This is a genomic window from Bradyrhizobium sp. USDA 3650 (assembly GCF_054057395.1).
In genome coordinates, this window is the sequence record NZ_JBSRZG010000001.1 from 4,054,414 (window position 1) to 4,068,552 (window position 14,139).

Sequence of the window (14,139 nt, forward strand, 5' to 3'; positions counted from 1 at the left end):
AAAGGAAGCACCATGCCGCTCGATCCGCTCGCAAAGCGTTTGTTGACCATGATGGCTGCGGCTGCGCCGCAGGCGCGGAGCCGGCCCAACGTGGAGGCACGGCGGCAATCATTGGCAAAGCTGATGCAGTTTGCGCGCGCCGATGCGCCTGACGTGACGACCTCCGACGGCGTGCTGCCTGGTCCCGGCGGCGCGCTGCCCTATCGCCTCTATTCACCCGCAGGCGCCGATGATCGTGCGCCCGGCTTCGTGTTCTTTCACGGCGGCGGGCTCGTTGCCGGCAGCATCGCCACGCATGATCGCATCGCGGCGGCGCTGGCGCACGCGACCGGCTGCCGTCTCGTCTCGGTCGACTACCGGCTGGCGCCCGAGCACAAATTTCCCGCCGCCGTGGATGATGCGATCGCTGCCACCGAATGGGTCGCGCGCGAGGCCGCATCGCTCGGCATCGACGCCGGGCGTCTGGTGCTCGGCGGCGATTCCGCCGGTGCAACGCTCGCTGCGATCGTGTGCCAGGAGGCGGCCCAGACAGCTGGCCTTTCCATCGTCGCGCAATGCCTGATCTGCCCGGTGCTGGATTTCGAGGAGGCCTCGCCTTCGCGCGAGGCGTTCGCCGAGGGCCACCTGATCGACCGCATCACGATCGAAGCCGATCTCGCGGATTATCTGCCCGAGGACCTGGATGCCGCCGATCCGCGCATCTCGCCCTTGCGCGCGACGCGGCTTGCGGGCCTGCCGACAGCCATCATCCACACCGCCGAGTTCGACCCGATGCGCGACGAGGGCAATGCCTATGCGCGCAAGCTGCTCGCCGCGGGCGTCACGGTCGAGCACGTCTGCCACGAGGGCATGGTCCACAATTTCCACGCCATGGGCGCAATTCTGCCGCAGGCGCAGCTCGTGCTGTCGCAGGTCGGTGAACAGGTCAGGCGGGCCGTGGGGACGTGAAGCACTTCGTGTTGCCGTCTCCCGCGACGGGAGAGGAAAGAGAATGCCTCAAGCTCTCGCCTCGATGACGGAACGCGCCGCCGCGACGTAGTTCGGCCAATGCGAATCCGCATAGCGCTCGGCCTGTCGCACGCAGGTGACGTCGGGCGCATGCGCAGCCGCGATCATGCGCGCAAAGCGCTCTTCGGCGACCGTCACGTCATAGGCTGCGGTCGAGGGCGCGGCTCCTGCGACGGTCGGCACAACGGCGAGTCCCGCCAGTCCGGCGAGCAGGATGCGGCGTGACGTGTCCATGGCTATCGTTCTCCCTTGTCCGGCCTGCACTCTGGCGGGGATGTGTCAGTGCGGTCACGGCAACCTACCCGCGTGCATTCGCACCGTCCACCGATTGCGGACAGCGCTTGACCACATGGGCGATCACAATCCAGCAGGCAGTTCCGCCATCAGACCCGTCGGATTGTCACGACAGCGGCCGCTCCCCTCATCGTTGAGGTAGACGACGGCCGGATGCGTGAACCAATTATTAGCCCTCTCGCAAAATCGCGCACCAGCTTACCCTTCTGCAAGTAAGCTTCGGGCAAACTGAGCCAATTCCGCTTGGGAGGTTGGGAATGCCCCGCTTGGTATCGGAACGAACGTTCCTCGCCGGCCAGATCTTCTTCAACTTCGGTCAGTCGACGATCGATTGCATCGTGCGCCGGATGTCCGAAGACGGCGCGACGCTGGAGGTGCAGACCAGCCTCGGCGTACCCGACCAATTCCAGCTCCGGCTCGCGGGCCAGGAGATCCTCTCCTGCCGTGTGCTCTGGCGGTCGGACCGTCAGGTCGGGGTTGCGCTCGGAGCGGAAGACCATGTCGAGCCGAAGGCCGTGGACGAGCAGGAGCGGCCGACCGATTCGCTGATACGCGGACAGATGCTGGCGCTCCGCGCAGCGCTTGATTTCGTCCCGCTGGGCATCGTGCTGCTGGACGCCAATCTCCGCGCGCAGTTGATCAATCGGGCGTTCCGGCAGATGTGGCTGTTGCCGGACGAAGTCGCCAACAGCAACCCGTCATTCGTGACGCTGATGCATCATGGCCGCGATACGCTCGCCTACGAGATTCCGCCGGCCGAGCTGGAGGCCTATGTCGCCGAGCGCGTCCGTCAAATACAGATAGGCGATGCGTCGCCGCGCGACCTGCGCCGTACCAGCGGCGACGTCGTTCGGATGCAATGCACGCCTCTGCCCAACGGCGGGCGGATGCTGACCTACACGCCGGTCACCGACATCGTGCGCTACTCCGACGAGCTGAAATTGCTGCGCGACGCCCTCGAGAACGTCGAGGACGGCGTGCTGCTGCTCGACCGCGATCTCAACGCCAGCTTCATGAACCGGCGCATGCGGCGGTTCTGGGAGGTGAGCGAACATGAAGCCGCCGCCCGCCCGACCTATGCATCGTTGGTGAGCCGGGTGCACCGTGCGAGCGCGCCCGATCTGCCGGCGAACGAACTGGCGAAATTTCCCGTCAAGCGCGTCGCCGAAGTCAAGGCGGGCGATCATGTGCGCGACCTCCAGACGCCAGATGCGCGGCGGATCAGGGCCCACTGCACCACGATGTCGAACGGCGGCCGCATGCTGACCTATGTCGATATTACCGATCTCACCAACAAGGCCAACATGCTGGAGCGTCTGGCCACCACCGATCCGCTCACGGGCCTCTATAATCGCCGCCATTTGCTGGGCTCGCTCGACGCAGAATGGAGCCGCTTCCAGCGCTACTACCGCTCCGTTTCGGTCTTGATGCTCGACATCGACCATTTCAAGTCGGTCAACGACCGCTATGGCCACGCGGTCGGAGACGAGGCGATCAAGGCCGTGGCCGCCGCATGCCTCGATGGCAAGCGCAAATCGGACGTCGTCGGCCGCTTCGGTGGCGAGGAGTTCGCGATTCTGCTGCCCGAAACCAGCCTGTCGCGTGCAAGAATCGTCGCCGAGAGAATCCGCAAACGCGTGATGAGCGCACAGATCGCCGCCGACCAAATTCAGTTCGGCGTCACCGTGAGCATCGGCATTGCGGAAGCAAGTGTCAGCATGTCCGGCATCGACGCCTTGATGAGCGCGGCCGATCACGCGCTCTACCAGGCAAAGGCCGAAGGCCGCAACCGCTGCGTCGCCTGGTCGCCCCCGCCGCCCATGAACAAGGCGGCGGAGTGATCGCACCGCAGATCTAGTCCGGCACCGGCACGTCGAACGTGTTCAGCGTGACCGACACCATGCAGTAAACGCCGACGAGATAGGACAGCTCGGCCGCACCGTGCTCGCCGAATTCCTTGACCGCGGCCCGATAAGTCAGTTCCGGCAGCACGCCGCCGCTGACCAATGCGGACGCCACGTCGTAGGCGACGGCTTCCTGCTTGGTGAGATCGACCGGCCGCTGTCCGGCGACGATGGTCGCGAGCTTCTCGTCGGAGAGGCCGCGCTGCTCGGCGACCAGCACATGCGCATAGAGTTCGTAGCCGGAGCGGAAATGCGAGCCGGTAACGAGGATCGCGACCTCACGCACCGGCGCCGGCAGCAGCGGGTTCGCGGCGATCGCCTTGACCAGCTCCCACACCGGCTTGCCGAAGCGCGGCTCGCGGATCCATGGATTCCAGGGCCCGAGCAGCGCGCCATCGTCGCGCATGTTCACAAAGCCCTTGAAGTGGTCCTTGATGCCCGCTCGCATGTCGTCATAGAGCGGCTTCTGTTCGGCACTCAGGTCTTTCGGATCGAGAATGGGAAGGCGCACGGCAGGTCTCCTCGTTGAGAGGCGCGAGGCTCGCCCGCGCGACGGCGCAAGGCAAGTGAAGTTGCCGTGACGGCCGTGCAATTTTGCAAATGGCAGGGAAGCGCCAGCTATCAGGCGCCAGGATGTCGCAAGTTCTGCGGATTCGTTACGTCTTCGAACTCGAGCGCCAGTGGCTGCGCCGTATCGAGGAACGACGACAAGGCCGCCTCGAACGGCGCTGGATCGAGACCGCGCGCTTTCAGCCAGGCGGGCTCATAATAGGTCTGCCGGTAGCGCTCGCCGGAATCGCAGATCAGCGTCACCAGCGATCCCGTCTGATTCGCCTTTCGCATGTCCGAGGCGAGCCGGCACAGCGCCAGGAAATTGGTGCCTGTAGAGCCCCCCACCGCGCGGCGCAGCCGGCGCGATAGCACGTTCATCGCCGCGATCGTCGCCGCATCCGGGATCTTCATCATGCGGTCGACCACGCCCGGCACGAAGGAGGGCTCGCAGCGCGGCCGCCCGACACCTTCGATCAGCGAGGGGCGGTCGCAAACATGGGAGCGGTCCTGCGAGCTGAAGCAGTCGAAGAAAGCGGAATGCTCGACATCGGCGACGCACAGCCGCGTCGGATATTGGCGATAGCGCAAATAGCGTCCGATGGTGGCCGAGGTGCCGCCGGTGCCCGCGCCCATCACGATCCAGTCCGGCAGTGGGCGCGGCTCGCCCTGCAATTGCGTGAAGATGGATTCAGCGATGTTGTTGTTGCCGCGCCAGTCGGTGGCGCGTTCCGCGAAGGTGAACTGGTCCATGTAGTGGCCGCCCAGCCGTGCGGCCAGCGCGCCGGCCTCCGCATACAGCGCGCGGCCGTCGTCGATCAGATGGCAGTTACCGCCGTAGTGCTCGATCGCGGCGATCTTCTCCGCCGAGGTCGTGCGCGGCATCACGGCATAGAAGGACACGCCGATCATCTGCGCGAAATAGGCTTCCGACACTGCGGTCGATCCCGACGAGGCCTCGACGACAGGCGTGCCTTCGCGGATGTGGCCATTGCAGAGCGCGTAAAGGAAGAGCGAGCGCGCGAGCCGGTGCTTCAGGCTGCCGGTCGGGTGCGTCGACTCGTCTTTCAGATAGATGTCGATGCCAGCGAGCGCCGGCACGATCAGCCGGATCAAATGCGTGTCGGCCGTGCGGCACTGGTCGGCCTCGATCGCAGCGACCGCCTCGTCGACCCAACCGCGCCGATAGGCCGGTCCGGCCGGATTGAGGTGGCGGAAGGGATATGGCTGCATCACCTGAATCTCTCATGATGTGGATCGCGCATCAAGTGCGCCCGCTAAAACTCCAGCGGCGCATTATCGACGACTTCTCTCACGACCAAGAACGTGCCGGTCTGGCGCACTCCAGGCAACGCGATCTGATCCGGGCACGTCCTGATTGCGCTCGTCTCGGCAGTTTTCGATTGCCGGACTGGCCACAATTCTTCTTGCGATCGCAATGTCTTAAGCTTGACACTGATTTATGACCTCCGCTCCTCGCCGGCATTCCAGAAGATTGTATCATTGAGCAGATGCCGCCTGCGGTATATGCCTGTGCGCAATGACAACACTCAAGATAGGAGCATGCAGGTGGCTGATTGCGTCGTCAGGCTTTCATCGCGAACCACTGCCCTGCTTGGCGCGCTTGTCCTGCTCACGTCAGTCTATTCCGGCACCGCAAGCGCACAGGCTACCGAGGTGGTCTGGCCGACCGCTCAATGGCAGACCTCCACGCCGGAAGAGCAGGGCATGGATTCGGCTGCGTTAGCCAAACTGGTTGCGTTCGGCACAACGCGCAGCTTCGACAGCCTGCTGGTGACACGCCACGGCCGCATCGTGCTCGATGCATACTACGCGCCGTTTACCGCCGACATGCCGCACGCAATCAACTCCTCTACCAAGGCGGTGGTCGCGACGCTGATGGCAATGGCCTACAAGCAGGGCCTGCTGGATCGTCTCGACCATCCGGTGCTAGATTTCTTTACCGATCGCAGCGTTGCCGACGTCGATGAGCGCAAGAAAGCCATCACCATCCAGCACCTACTCAACATGACAAGTGGCCTCGACTGGGACGAGGGGTTCGAAGGCGGCCGCGAGCAGTCGTTGCGGGACATGGGCGCAAGTTCCGATTGGGTCAAGTTCATTCTCGACCGCCCGATGGCACATGCACCGGGCGAGAACTTCTATTACAACAGCGGAGGCTCGCATCTGCTGTCGGCGATCGTCAGCAAGCTCACCGGCAAGAACATCGCGGACTACGCCAACGAGCGGCTGTTCGGCCCGCTCGGGATCGCTTCTCCGTTCTGGCGCCGGGATCCGCAACGGCTTCCGATTGGCGGCTTCGGCCTCGCGATGCGGCCGCGCGACATGGCGAAGATCGGCTATCTCTATCTGCGCAACGGCGAGTGGGTGGACAAGCAACTGCTGCCAGCAGACTTTCTCCATTCCGTCAGCCATGCCAACATCAACATGAACGCGCGATCTGAACCCGCGCTACGCTACGCCAACCAGTTCTGGTCGATTCCCGGCAAGCACGTCTACATGGCGGTCGGATATCACTGCCAGACGATCATGGTATTGCCGGAACAGGACATAGTCGCGGTGATGACGGCGCGGGATTTTTGTCCATTCGGCAGACTGGCCGACGACATAACCGGAGCGGTCAAATCCGATTCTGCGTTGCCAGCCAACCCCAGCGCTGCCGATCAACTCGCCGAGGCGATCGCCGACGTTTCGACCGAGAAGCCGACCGGGGTCGGCGCCACGCCGGCGATCGCCGCCGCGATCTCGGGCAAGACTTACAAGTTCTCCGACAATTCGCTCGGCATTAAATCAGTCGCACTGTTCCTGACCGACGAGAACCCGCGCTACATTGTGAAGACGGCCGCGGGCGATCCTGCGCAGCGCCAGCTTGACGGGCCGATCGGGCTCGACGGCTTGTACCGCAAGAGCATGCCCGGCTTTCTGGGCGTTCGCGCCGCCAAGGGCGCGTGGCAGAACGAGCACACCTTCGTAGTCGATTTCCAATACGTCGGGCTCGGCGAAGCCTCAACCTGGGCTTTCACCTTCGACGGCGACAAGGCGACACTGCGCAGCAGTGCGCGAAACGGACGCGAGGCGGTGGCGGAAGGGGCGACAGGCGGTTGAGAATTCGTTTCGCGCGCCGCTGGCATCAAAACTCCAGCGGCGCGTTGTCGACGACTTCCTTCATCACGAAGAAGGTGCGGGTCTGGCGCACGCCGGGCAGCGCGATCAGCTGCTCGCCATGGATCCGGTTGAAATCCTCCATGTCGCCGACGCGGATCTTGAGGAAATAGTCGAAGTCGCCGGCGACGAGGTGACAGTCGAGCACGAATTTCAGCCTGGTGATCGCCTGCTCGAAGATCGCAAAGCTCTCCGGCGTCGAACGGTCGAGCACGACCCCGACCATCACCAGCGTGCCCTTTGCCACCTTCTTCGGCGCGACCATGGCGCGGACGGCGGCGATGAAGCCGTGCTCGAACAGGCGCTGGGTGCGGCGATGACAGGTGGCGGGACTGATGGCGACGGTTTCGGCCAGCTCGGCGTTGCTGAGCCGGCCGTTATTTTGCAGCAATCGCAACATCTTAAGGTCGATACGGTCAAGGCGCGCGGACATGGAAGGAACTTCCGTAATTGGCATCTATTCCGAAAGAAATAGCACGCATTGGCCTCAATACCGCAAGATTGGCCGCAATAGAGGCGCAATATTTGAAAGCACCTTTTTGCAGAGAGATGCTAGCGTTTTCGCAGACATTAATGCCAATCGGGATGACCTGACGATGCTCGAAAAATTTGCGCGCTATCCGCTGACCTTTGGTCCGACGCCCATCGAGAAGCTGGAGCGGCTGTCAAAGCATCTCGGCGGCAACGTCGAGGTCTACGCCAAGCGCGAGGACTGCAATTCCGGACTCGCCTATGGCGGCAACAAGCTGCGCAAACTCGAATACATCATCCCCGACGCGATCGCCTCGAACGCCGACACGCTGGTATCGATCGGCGGCGTGCAGTCCAACCACACCCGCATGATCGCGGCGGTCGCGGCCAAGATCGGCATGAAGTGCCGCCTGGTGCAGGAGGCCTGGGTGCCGCACGAGGACGCCGTCTATGACCGCGTCGGCAACATCATGCTGTCGCGCATCATGGGCGCCGACGTGCGCCTGGTGGACGACGGCTTCGACATCGGCATCCGCAAGAGCTGGGAGGAGGCGATCGAGGAGGTGAAGGCGGCAGGCGGCAAGCCCTATGCGATTCCCGCCGGCGCCTCCGTGCACAAATTCGGCGGCCTTGGCTATGTCGGCTTCGCCGAAGAAGTGCGCAAGCAGGAAGCCGAGCTCGGCTTCAAGTTCGACTACATCGTGGTCTGCACCGTCACCGGCTCCACCCATGCCGGCATGCTGGTCGGCTTCGCCGCCGATGGCCGTGCGCGAAAGGTGATCGGCATCGACGCGTCCTTCACCCCGGCGCAGACCAAGGCGCAGGTGCTCTCGATCGCGCAGAACACGGCCAAGCTCGTCGAGCTCGGCCAGGATCTCGTCGCCGACGACGTCGTGCTGATCGAGGATTACGCTTATCCCGCTTATGGCGTGCCGTCGGAAGAGACCAAGGAGGCGATCCGCCTCACCGCGCGCCTCGAAGCCATGATCACCGACCCCGTCTACGAGGGCAAGTCGATGCAGGGCCTGATCGACCTCACGCAGAAGGGCTATTTCGAGAAGGGCGCAAAGATCCTCTACGCCCATCTCGGCGGCGCGCCGGCACTGAACGGCTACGGGTATGCGTTCAGGAACGGCTGAGGTCGGTAGCCCGGATGGAGCGCAGCGTAATCCGGGAAGCGTACAATATCGCGAAACTGTCCCGGATTGCGCTGCGCTCCATCCGGGCTACGAACCGAGCCCCTACCGCGTCCTGACAATCTGCAGCAGCTCGTCGCCGTAATGCTCGAGCTTCTTGTCGCCGATGCCGGGCACATTGCGCAGCTCGTCCAGCGTGGTCGGCCATGCGCGAACGATGCCGTCGATGGTGGCGTCGTGCAGCACGACGTAGGCCGGAACGCCACGTTCGCGGGCAATCTCCGAGCGCCACGCGCGTAGCCGCGTGCGCAATTCAGGATCGACGTCTCCCTGCGGCGCGTCGGCCGCGGGCGCCAGATCACCGCGGCGGGACTTGGCGCGGCTCGAACGGATCCGGGCGCCGGGCGCTTCCTCGCGCAGCCACACTTCAGTTTCGCCCCGCAGCACGCCGCGCGACGAATCCGTCAGCTTCAACGCGCCGAAAGCTTCGCTGTCACTCAGCAAATGTCCCATCGCCACGAGCTGTCGCAACACCGTGCGCCACTGCTTCTCGTTGAGCTCGCGTCCGATGCCGAACACCGTGAGCTTGTCGTGGCCGAACTGCGTCACCTTCTCGGTGAGGCGTCCGATCAGCACGTCGATGAGGTGCATCGCGCCGAAGCGCTGCCCGGTGCGATAGGCACAGGATAGCAGTTTTTGCGCCAGCACCTTGCCGTCGCGCATTTTCGGCGGCGTCAGGCAATTGTCGCAATTGCCGCAGCCCTCGCCCATCACGATCTCGCCGAAATAGGCGAGCAGCCGCCGGCGCCGGCAGTGCGGCGTTTCGGCAAGGCCAACGAGCGCATCGAGCTTGCCGACCGAGACCCGCTTGAATTCCTCGGAGCCGCTCGACTCGTCGATCATGCGGCGCTGCTGCACGATGTCCGAGAGACCGTAGGCCATCCACGCCGCCGACGGCTTGCCGTCACGGCCGGCGCGTCCTGTCTCCTGGTAATAGGCCTCGATGCTCTTGGGCAGATCGAGATGCGCGACGAATCGAACGTCCGGCTTATCAATGCCCATGCCGAAGGCAATGGTCGCGACGATGACGATGCCGTCCTCGTTGAGGAAGCGGTCCTGGTTGCGCGATCGCACGCTGCTGTCGAGCCCGGCGTGATAGGGCAACGCCGCAATGCCGGCGTCGTCGAGCGCGGCGGCGACCTCCTCGACCCGTTTGCGGGACAGGCAATAGACGACGCCCGCATCGCCTGCGTGACGCTCCCGGATGAAATCCTTGAGCTGCGACACCGCATTGCGCTTGTCGACGATCTCGTAACGGATGTTGGGACGATCGAAGCTGGAGACAAAGTGCGGACTGTCTGCAAGCGCAAGCCGTTCGACGATTTCCTTGCGGGTCAACTCGTCGGCAGTCGCGGTCAGCGCGATGCGCGGCACGTCGGGAAAGCGCTCGGCGATGATGGACAGGCCGACATATTCGGGGCGGAAATCATGGCCCCATTGCGAGACGCAATGCGCCTCGTCGATCGCGAACAGCGCCACCTTCGCCCGCGCCAGCAGCGCCAGGCAGCGCGGCGTCACCAGCCGTTCCGGCGCGACATAGAGCAGGTCGAGATCACCCGCGATCAGGCGCCGCTCGATGTCGGAGGCTTCCTGCGGGGTCAGCGACGAGTTCAGCGCCGCGGCGTTGACGCCTGCTTCGAGCATGGCGGCGACCTGGTCGCGCATCAGCGCAATCAAGGGCGACACCACGACACCGCAGCCTTCGCGCAGCAGCGCCGGCAATTGATAACACAGCGACTTGCCGCCGCCGGTCGGCATCAGCACCAGGCAATTGCCGCCCTCGGTGACGTGCCGGATGATCTCGCCCTGCGCGCCGCGGAACCCGGGTAGGCCGAACACCGAACGCAGCACCGACAGCGCATCGCGGCCCTGGGCCGGCGCAGGCAGCGGAGCAGTGGAAGGAGAGGACATGGGCATGTCGGGGTGAGGCCGTGAGATTCGTCACAAGGCCAGTCGCATGACCGCGCAGGCGTGGCAAGACTGTTTGCGCGGGCTTCTTCTCCCTCTCCCCGTTCTTACGGGGAGGGGGTTGGGGTGAGGGGCCTGTCTCCACAGATGAGACTGTTGCTAGGCCTGTACCCCCTCACCCGGATCGCAAAAGCGATCCGACCTCTCCCCGCAAGCGGGGCGAGGTAAAAAAGCTACGCCCCGATCCTGCGCAGCGCTTCCGCGACCGTCACGATCGGCATGTCGCGTTTCCCGGCGGCCTGCAGCGCATGGCGCATCAGGTGCGGCGTGCAGCCATATGGGCTCGGCGCGTCGGCGACGTCATGACCGTAGAAGATCAGCCATCCGCCGCTCTCGACCGCCTCGTCGAAATAGCGATCGACACCCGTCGTATTGATCTCGCGATCGACCAGGGGCGAGGCACGCAGGAACTGGAGATCGATGACGTCGCGATTGACACCGGGAAGGATGCCGCGCGCCGAGCGAAAGGTCCTGGCGAGCTGCGGCTTGCGCCACACCGACGCGATGCCATAGGGGTAAGCGAAATTTTCCAGGGTGATCGAGGAATCGATGCCGCGAAAATGGCTGCGGTTTCGTTCGATCTCCCGGGCCATGGCGGCCTCGTCGAGATTGACCGCACTCAGGTGCGAGAAAGTATGGCAGGCAATCTCGTGGCCGGCCCGGTGAAGCCGCACGATGGCGTCGTTTGACAGGCCGTGCCAATGGTCCGAGGGACGATCGACCAGGCTGCCGGCGAGATAGAACGTGCCGCGGCCGCCATGTTGCTCCAGAAGCCCGGCGCCCTCGCCTGCGGCGCTATCGGGGGCATCGTCGAAGGTGAAGCTCACCATGGGCGCATACGCGGGCAGCCGGTGCGGCGCGGCGCGGAAATGCCGGGCCAGCCGATTGCTCACGCGTCCCTGGAGTGCCGACCACACGACTCGCATTTCCTGTCTGCCTCGCCCTCACTGAAGCATTCGTGCGCCACTCGAGGCAAGCTTCACACTTCGTTAGTCCTAACGTCGATCCCGTCGTCCCGACCTAACGCGCAAGCACCGAGGCGTCGGTCCCCGCGCCGAGATATTGCAGCCAGTTCCGAAACAATGCCGCCGCGGCGCTGCCCGCGGCGATATCGGTGCGCAAAGTCAGCGCGGGCAGTTCGTTGCTGAGCGCGGGGTGGCGCTGGTGCCTTGCCTGCTTCTCGAAGCGGACCAGCTTCTCTTCCGTCGAAGCGTCAAAATAGTTCACGGGCAAATGCGGATAATGGTCGCGCTCACGCGCGAGATAACGGCCGATGTCGCGCAGATATTCGCGCTGAAGCGACAGCGCGTCATATTCCGGATGGCCCTGGAAGAACACGAAGCGGCTGGCATATTGCCGGACGAAGATGTCGACGCCGGCCTTTGCCGAACGCGTCAGCACCTGATAGCCCGCCTGCGCGAGGTCGTTCTCGGCGATCTCGTTGAGGCGCGAATGCGAGACCTTGAGGGGCGCAGGTGCGGCCCGCGTCAGCGGATCGCTGGTCACGGCTTCGCAGTCGAAAATACCATGGCATTTGGCCGGCAGCGGCCGCCGTTCGATGCGGTCGAGATGCAGCACCGCGGCATGCGCGGCGAGGCACGACCAGATCGTCGAGCGCGTATTGACCTTGGCCCAGTCGATCAGCTCGGTGAGATCGCGCCAGTACGGTTCCTGGTCGAGTTCGGGCGCAACAGGCTCGGCGCCAGTCACGATCAAGCCGTCGAACTTGTGGCGCCGGAGCTCGGTGAGCTCCGAATATTCGCTCTCGACATGCCATCTCGCTTCAGGCGAGCGCTTGACCGAGGGTAGCGAGAAGCAGTGAAAGCGGATGCGGCGCGGACCGGCGGCGGCTTGCAGCAGCTTCATGAACTGCCGCTCGGTCGCCTTCAGCGCCGGATCCGGCATGTTGTTGATCAACCCGATGGTGAGCTCGGTGCCGCCGTGATCGCGCGCCAGATCGCCCGCTCCCGGCACCAGCGCCGGACTCGATATGGCTTGATCCCTGTCGATCAGGATCGTCATCGGCGCGGCCGCCTACTCCGCGGCCTGGAGGCGCGCGGACGGGCAGGCCTTTTCCAGGGCCTGGTCGAGGTCCTCGATGATGTCCTGGCAATGTTCGATACCGATCGACAAGCGGATCGTTTCCGGCAAAACGCCGGCGACCCGCTGCTGCTCCGCCGACATCTGCCGGTGCGTGGTCGAGGCCGGATGGCAGGCCAGCGACTTGGCATCTCCGATATTGACGAGGCGCGTGATCAGCTTCAGCGCATCGTAGAAGGACTTGCCGGCTTCCATCCCGCCCTTGATGCCGAAGGTGAACAGCGACGAGGCGTTGCCGTCGAGATATTTCTGGACCAGCGGATAATAGGGACTGTCCGGGAAACCGGTGTAATTGACCCAGGCCACGCGCGGATCCTTGCGCAGGAATTCGGCGACCTTGCGGGCATTCTCGCAGTGGCGCTCCATGCGCAGCGCGACGGTTTCGATGCCCTGGAGCAGCAGGAAGGCGTTGAACGGCGACAGCACCGAACCCATGGTGCGCTGATAGATGCTGCGCGCGCGCTCGATATAGGCCGTCTTGCCGAAGCGCTCGGCATAGACGAGGCCGTGATAGGAGGCGTCAGGCTTGTTGTAGCCGGGGAAGCGATCGGCGTGCTTGGCCCAGGGGAAATTTCCGGAGTCGACGATGGCGCCGCCGAGCGTGGTGCCGTGGCCGCCCAGAAACTTCGTCAGCGAATGCACGGCGATGTCGGCGCCGTAATCGAACGGCTTGAGCAGGATGGGCGTTGCCACGGTATTGTCGACGATCAGCGGCACGCCGTGCGCGTGGGCAATCTTCGCCAGCGCTTCGATGTCGCAGACATTGCCGGCGGGATTGCCGATGGTTTCGGCGAACACGGCACGGGTGTTCTCGTCGATCAGCTTTTCGATCGCGTCGGGCCTGTCGCTCTCGGCGAAGCGGCCGGTGATGCCCTGCCGCGGCAGGATGTGCGAGAGCAGCGTATGCGTCGTGCCGTAGAGCTGCGGCACGGAAACGATGTTGCCGCCGTGATCGGCGACGTTGACGAAGGCGAAATGCAGCGCGGCCTGTCCGGTCGCCACCGCAAGCGCGCCGACGCCGCCCTCGAGCTCGGCGATACGCTTCTCCAGCACCGCGCTGGTTGGATTGGCGATGCGGCTGTAGCGATAGCCTTCGGTCTCGAGATTGAAGAGCGCCGCGCCGTGATCGGCGCTGTCGAAGGCGTAGGCCGCGGTCTGGTAGATCGGCACGGCAACCGCGTGCGTGGTGGCTTCGGGCTCGTAGCCGGCGTGAATAGCGATCGTCTCGTTGCGCATCGTGCCACCTCCGCGTGGAGCGGGCCGCACTTATTGGCCTGTATGAGGCATGTGCGTTGTCCGCCGTCCCTCTGTTAGAGGCGGGTGGTAAAGCGGACAATAATTCGTCTAGAGATCGAGGAAGTAACCCTAACGGTTATTGGGGAATTGGCTAAAATTCGAGTCAAATTGGATGAATGAAGTTTTGCGGTTGGCGGCAGCGACCACGCTGCACTCCCTTCTCCCCTTGT

Annotated in this window: 12 protein-coding genes and 1 pseudogene; 4 read left to right on the top strand and 9 right to left on the bottom strand. The window is 64.1% G+C overall.

The genetic code is table 11. From position 1 onward, the window contains the following. Positions 1-12 precede the first annotated feature (12 nt). Positions 13-948, top strand: a complete 936-nt coding sequence (locus ACVIN2_RS18850) for an alpha/beta hydrolase (protein WP_456766680.1) — start codon at positions 13-15, stop codon at positions 946-948. A gap of 48 nt (positions 949-996) precedes the next feature. Here ACVIN2_RS18850 and ACVIN2_RS18855 read toward each other — a convergent pair whose 3' ends face one another. Further along, positions 997-1,242 carry a hypothetical protein gene (locus ACVIN2_RS18855; protein WP_456766681.1) on the bottom strand — a complete coding sequence of 82 codons (246 nt, stop codon included), beginning with the start codon at positions 1,240-1,242 and terminating at the stop codon, positions 997-999. Positions 1,243-1,559: 317 nt separating this feature from the next. On the opposite strand from ACVIN2_RS18855, the gene ACVIN2_RS18860 reads away from it, so the two are divergent. Beyond that, positions 1,560-3,143 carry a diguanylate cyclase gene (locus ACVIN2_RS18860; protein ID WP_456766682.1) on the top strand — a complete coding sequence of 528 codons (1,584 nt, stop codon included), beginning with the start codon at positions 1,560-1,562 and terminating at the stop codon, positions 3,141-3,143. 13 nt (positions 3,144-3,156) lie between these two features. Here the strand turns inward: ACVIN2_RS18860 and ACVIN2_RS18865 are convergent, their stop codons facing one another. The 3 genes and pseudogenes from ACVIN2_RS18865 to ACVIN2_RS18875 form a co-directional block, all read right to left on the bottom strand. Further along, positions 3,157-3,717 carry a carboxymuconolactone decarboxylase family protein gene (locus ACVIN2_RS18865; protein ID WP_027568030.1) on the bottom strand — a complete coding sequence of 187 codons (561 nt, stop codon included), beginning with the start codon at positions 3,715-3,717 and terminating at the stop codon, positions 3,157-3,159. Positions 3,718-3,827: 110 nt separating this feature from the next. Continuing rightward, the gene (locus tag ACVIN2_RS18870) at positions 3,828-4,988 is read right to left on the bottom strand and encodes a PLP-dependent cysteine synthase family protein (RefSeq protein ID WP_456766683.1); all 1,161 of its coding nucleotides are present in this window, start codon (positions 4,986-4,988) and stop codon (positions 3,828-3,830) included. Between the two features lie 44 nt (positions 4,989-5,032). Further along, positions 5,033-5,113, bottom strand: a pseudogene (locus ACVIN2_RS18875) (AsnC family transcriptional regulator); the annotation flags it as partial. 205 nt (positions 5,114-5,318) lie between these two features. Between ACVIN2_RS18875 and ACVIN2_RS18880 the strand changes: the two are divergent. Beyond that, positions 5,319-6,881, top strand: a complete 1,563-nt coding sequence (locus tag ACVIN2_RS18880; RefSeq protein WP_456766684.1) for a serine hydrolase domain-containing protein — start codon at positions 5,319-5,321, stop codon at positions 6,879-6,881. Between the two features lie 25 nt (positions 6,882-6,906). Here the strand turns inward: ACVIN2_RS18880 and ACVIN2_RS18885 are convergent, their stop codons facing one another. Next, positions 6,907-7,371: an Lrp/AsnC family transcriptional regulator gene (locus ACVIN2_RS18885; RefSeq protein WP_007599137.1), complete on the bottom strand. Its 465-nt coding sequence runs from the start codon at positions 7,369-7,371 to the stop codon at positions 6,907-6,909. Positions 7,372-7,534: 163 nt separating this feature from the next. On the opposite strand from ACVIN2_RS18885, the gene ACVIN2_RS18890 reads away from it, so the two are divergent. Then, the gene (locus tag ACVIN2_RS18890) at positions 7,535-8,548 is read left to right on the top strand and encodes a 1-aminocyclopropane-1-carboxylate deaminase (RefSeq protein WP_007599136.1); all 1,014 of its coding nucleotides are present in this window, start codon (positions 7,535-7,537) and stop codon (positions 8,546-8,548) included. Between the two features lie 102 nt (positions 8,549-8,650). On the opposite strand, the gene recQ is transcribed toward ACVIN2_RS18890, so the two are convergent. The 4 genes from recQ to ACVIN2_RS18910 form a co-directional block, all read right to left on the bottom strand. Then, on the bottom strand, positions 8,651-10,516 hold the full coding sequence (gene recQ / locus ACVIN2_RS18895) for a DNA helicase RecQ (RefSeq protein WP_456766685.1): 1,866 nt from the start codon (positions 10,514-10,516) through the stop codon (positions 8,651-8,653). A gap of 230 nt (positions 10,517-10,746) precedes the next feature. Then, positions 10,747-11,490 (bottom strand): polysaccharide deacetylase family protein, encoded by a 744-nt coding sequence (locus ACVIN2_RS18900; protein ID WP_456766686.1) that lies wholly within the window; start codon positions 11,488-11,490, stop codon positions 10,747-10,749. A gap of 103 nt (positions 11,491-11,593) precedes the next feature. Beyond that, positions 11,594-12,595: a homoserine O-succinyltransferase MetA gene (metA, locus tag ACVIN2_RS18905; RefSeq protein WP_456766687.1), complete on the bottom strand. Its 1,002-nt coding sequence runs from the start codon at positions 12,593-12,595 to the stop codon at positions 11,594-11,596. Between the two features lie 12 nt (positions 12,596-12,607). Continuing rightward, positions 12,608-13,909 carry an O-acetylhomoserine aminocarboxypropyltransferase/cysteine synthase family protein gene (locus tag ACVIN2_RS18910; RefSeq protein WP_456766688.1) on the bottom strand — a complete coding sequence of 434 codons (1,302 nt, stop codon included), beginning with the start codon at positions 13,907-13,909 and terminating at the stop codon, positions 12,608-12,610. Between the last annotated feature and the right edge of the window lie 230 nt (positions 13,910-14,139).

Coding starts and splice junctions, on each gene's coding strand:
- ACVIN2_RS18850 (WP_456766680.1), top strand. CDS start 13: ATGCCGCTCGATCCGCTCGCAAAGCGTTTGTTGACCATGATGGCTGCG.
- ACVIN2_RS18870 (WP_456766683.1), bottom strand. CDS start 4,988: ATGCAGCCATATCCCTTCCGCCACCTCAATCCGGCCGGACCGGCCTAT.
- ACVIN2_RS18880 (WP_456766684.1), top strand. CDS start 5,319: ATGCAGGTGGCTGATTGCGTCGTCAGGCTTTCATCGCGAACCACTGCC.
- ACVIN2_RS18890 (WP_007599136.1), top strand. CDS start 7,535: ATGCTCGAAAAATTTGCGCGCTATCCGCTGACCTTTGGTCCGACGCCC.
- ACVIN2_RS18910 (WP_456766688.1), bottom strand. CDS start 13,909: ATGCGCAACGAGACGATCGCTATTCACGCCGGCTACGAGCCCGAAGCC.
- ACVIN2_RS18885 (WP_007599137.1), bottom strand. CDS start 7,371: ATGTCCGCGCGCCTTGACCGTATCGACCTTAAGATGTTGCGATTGCTG.
- metA (WP_456766687.1), bottom strand. CDS start 12,595: ATGACGATCCTGATCGACAGGGATCAAGCCATATCGAGTCCGGCGCTG.
- ACVIN2_RS18855 (WP_456766681.1), bottom strand. CDS start 1,242: ATGGACACGTCACGCCGCATCCTGCTCGCCGGACTGGCGGGACTCGCC.
- ACVIN2_RS18860 (WP_456766682.1), top strand. CDS start 1,560: ATGCCCCGCTTGGTATCGGAACGAACGTTCCTCGCCGGCCAGATCTTC.
- recQ (WP_456766685.1), bottom strand. CDS start 10,516: ATGTCCTCTCCTTCCACTGCTCCGCTGCCTGCGCCGGCCCAGGGCCGC.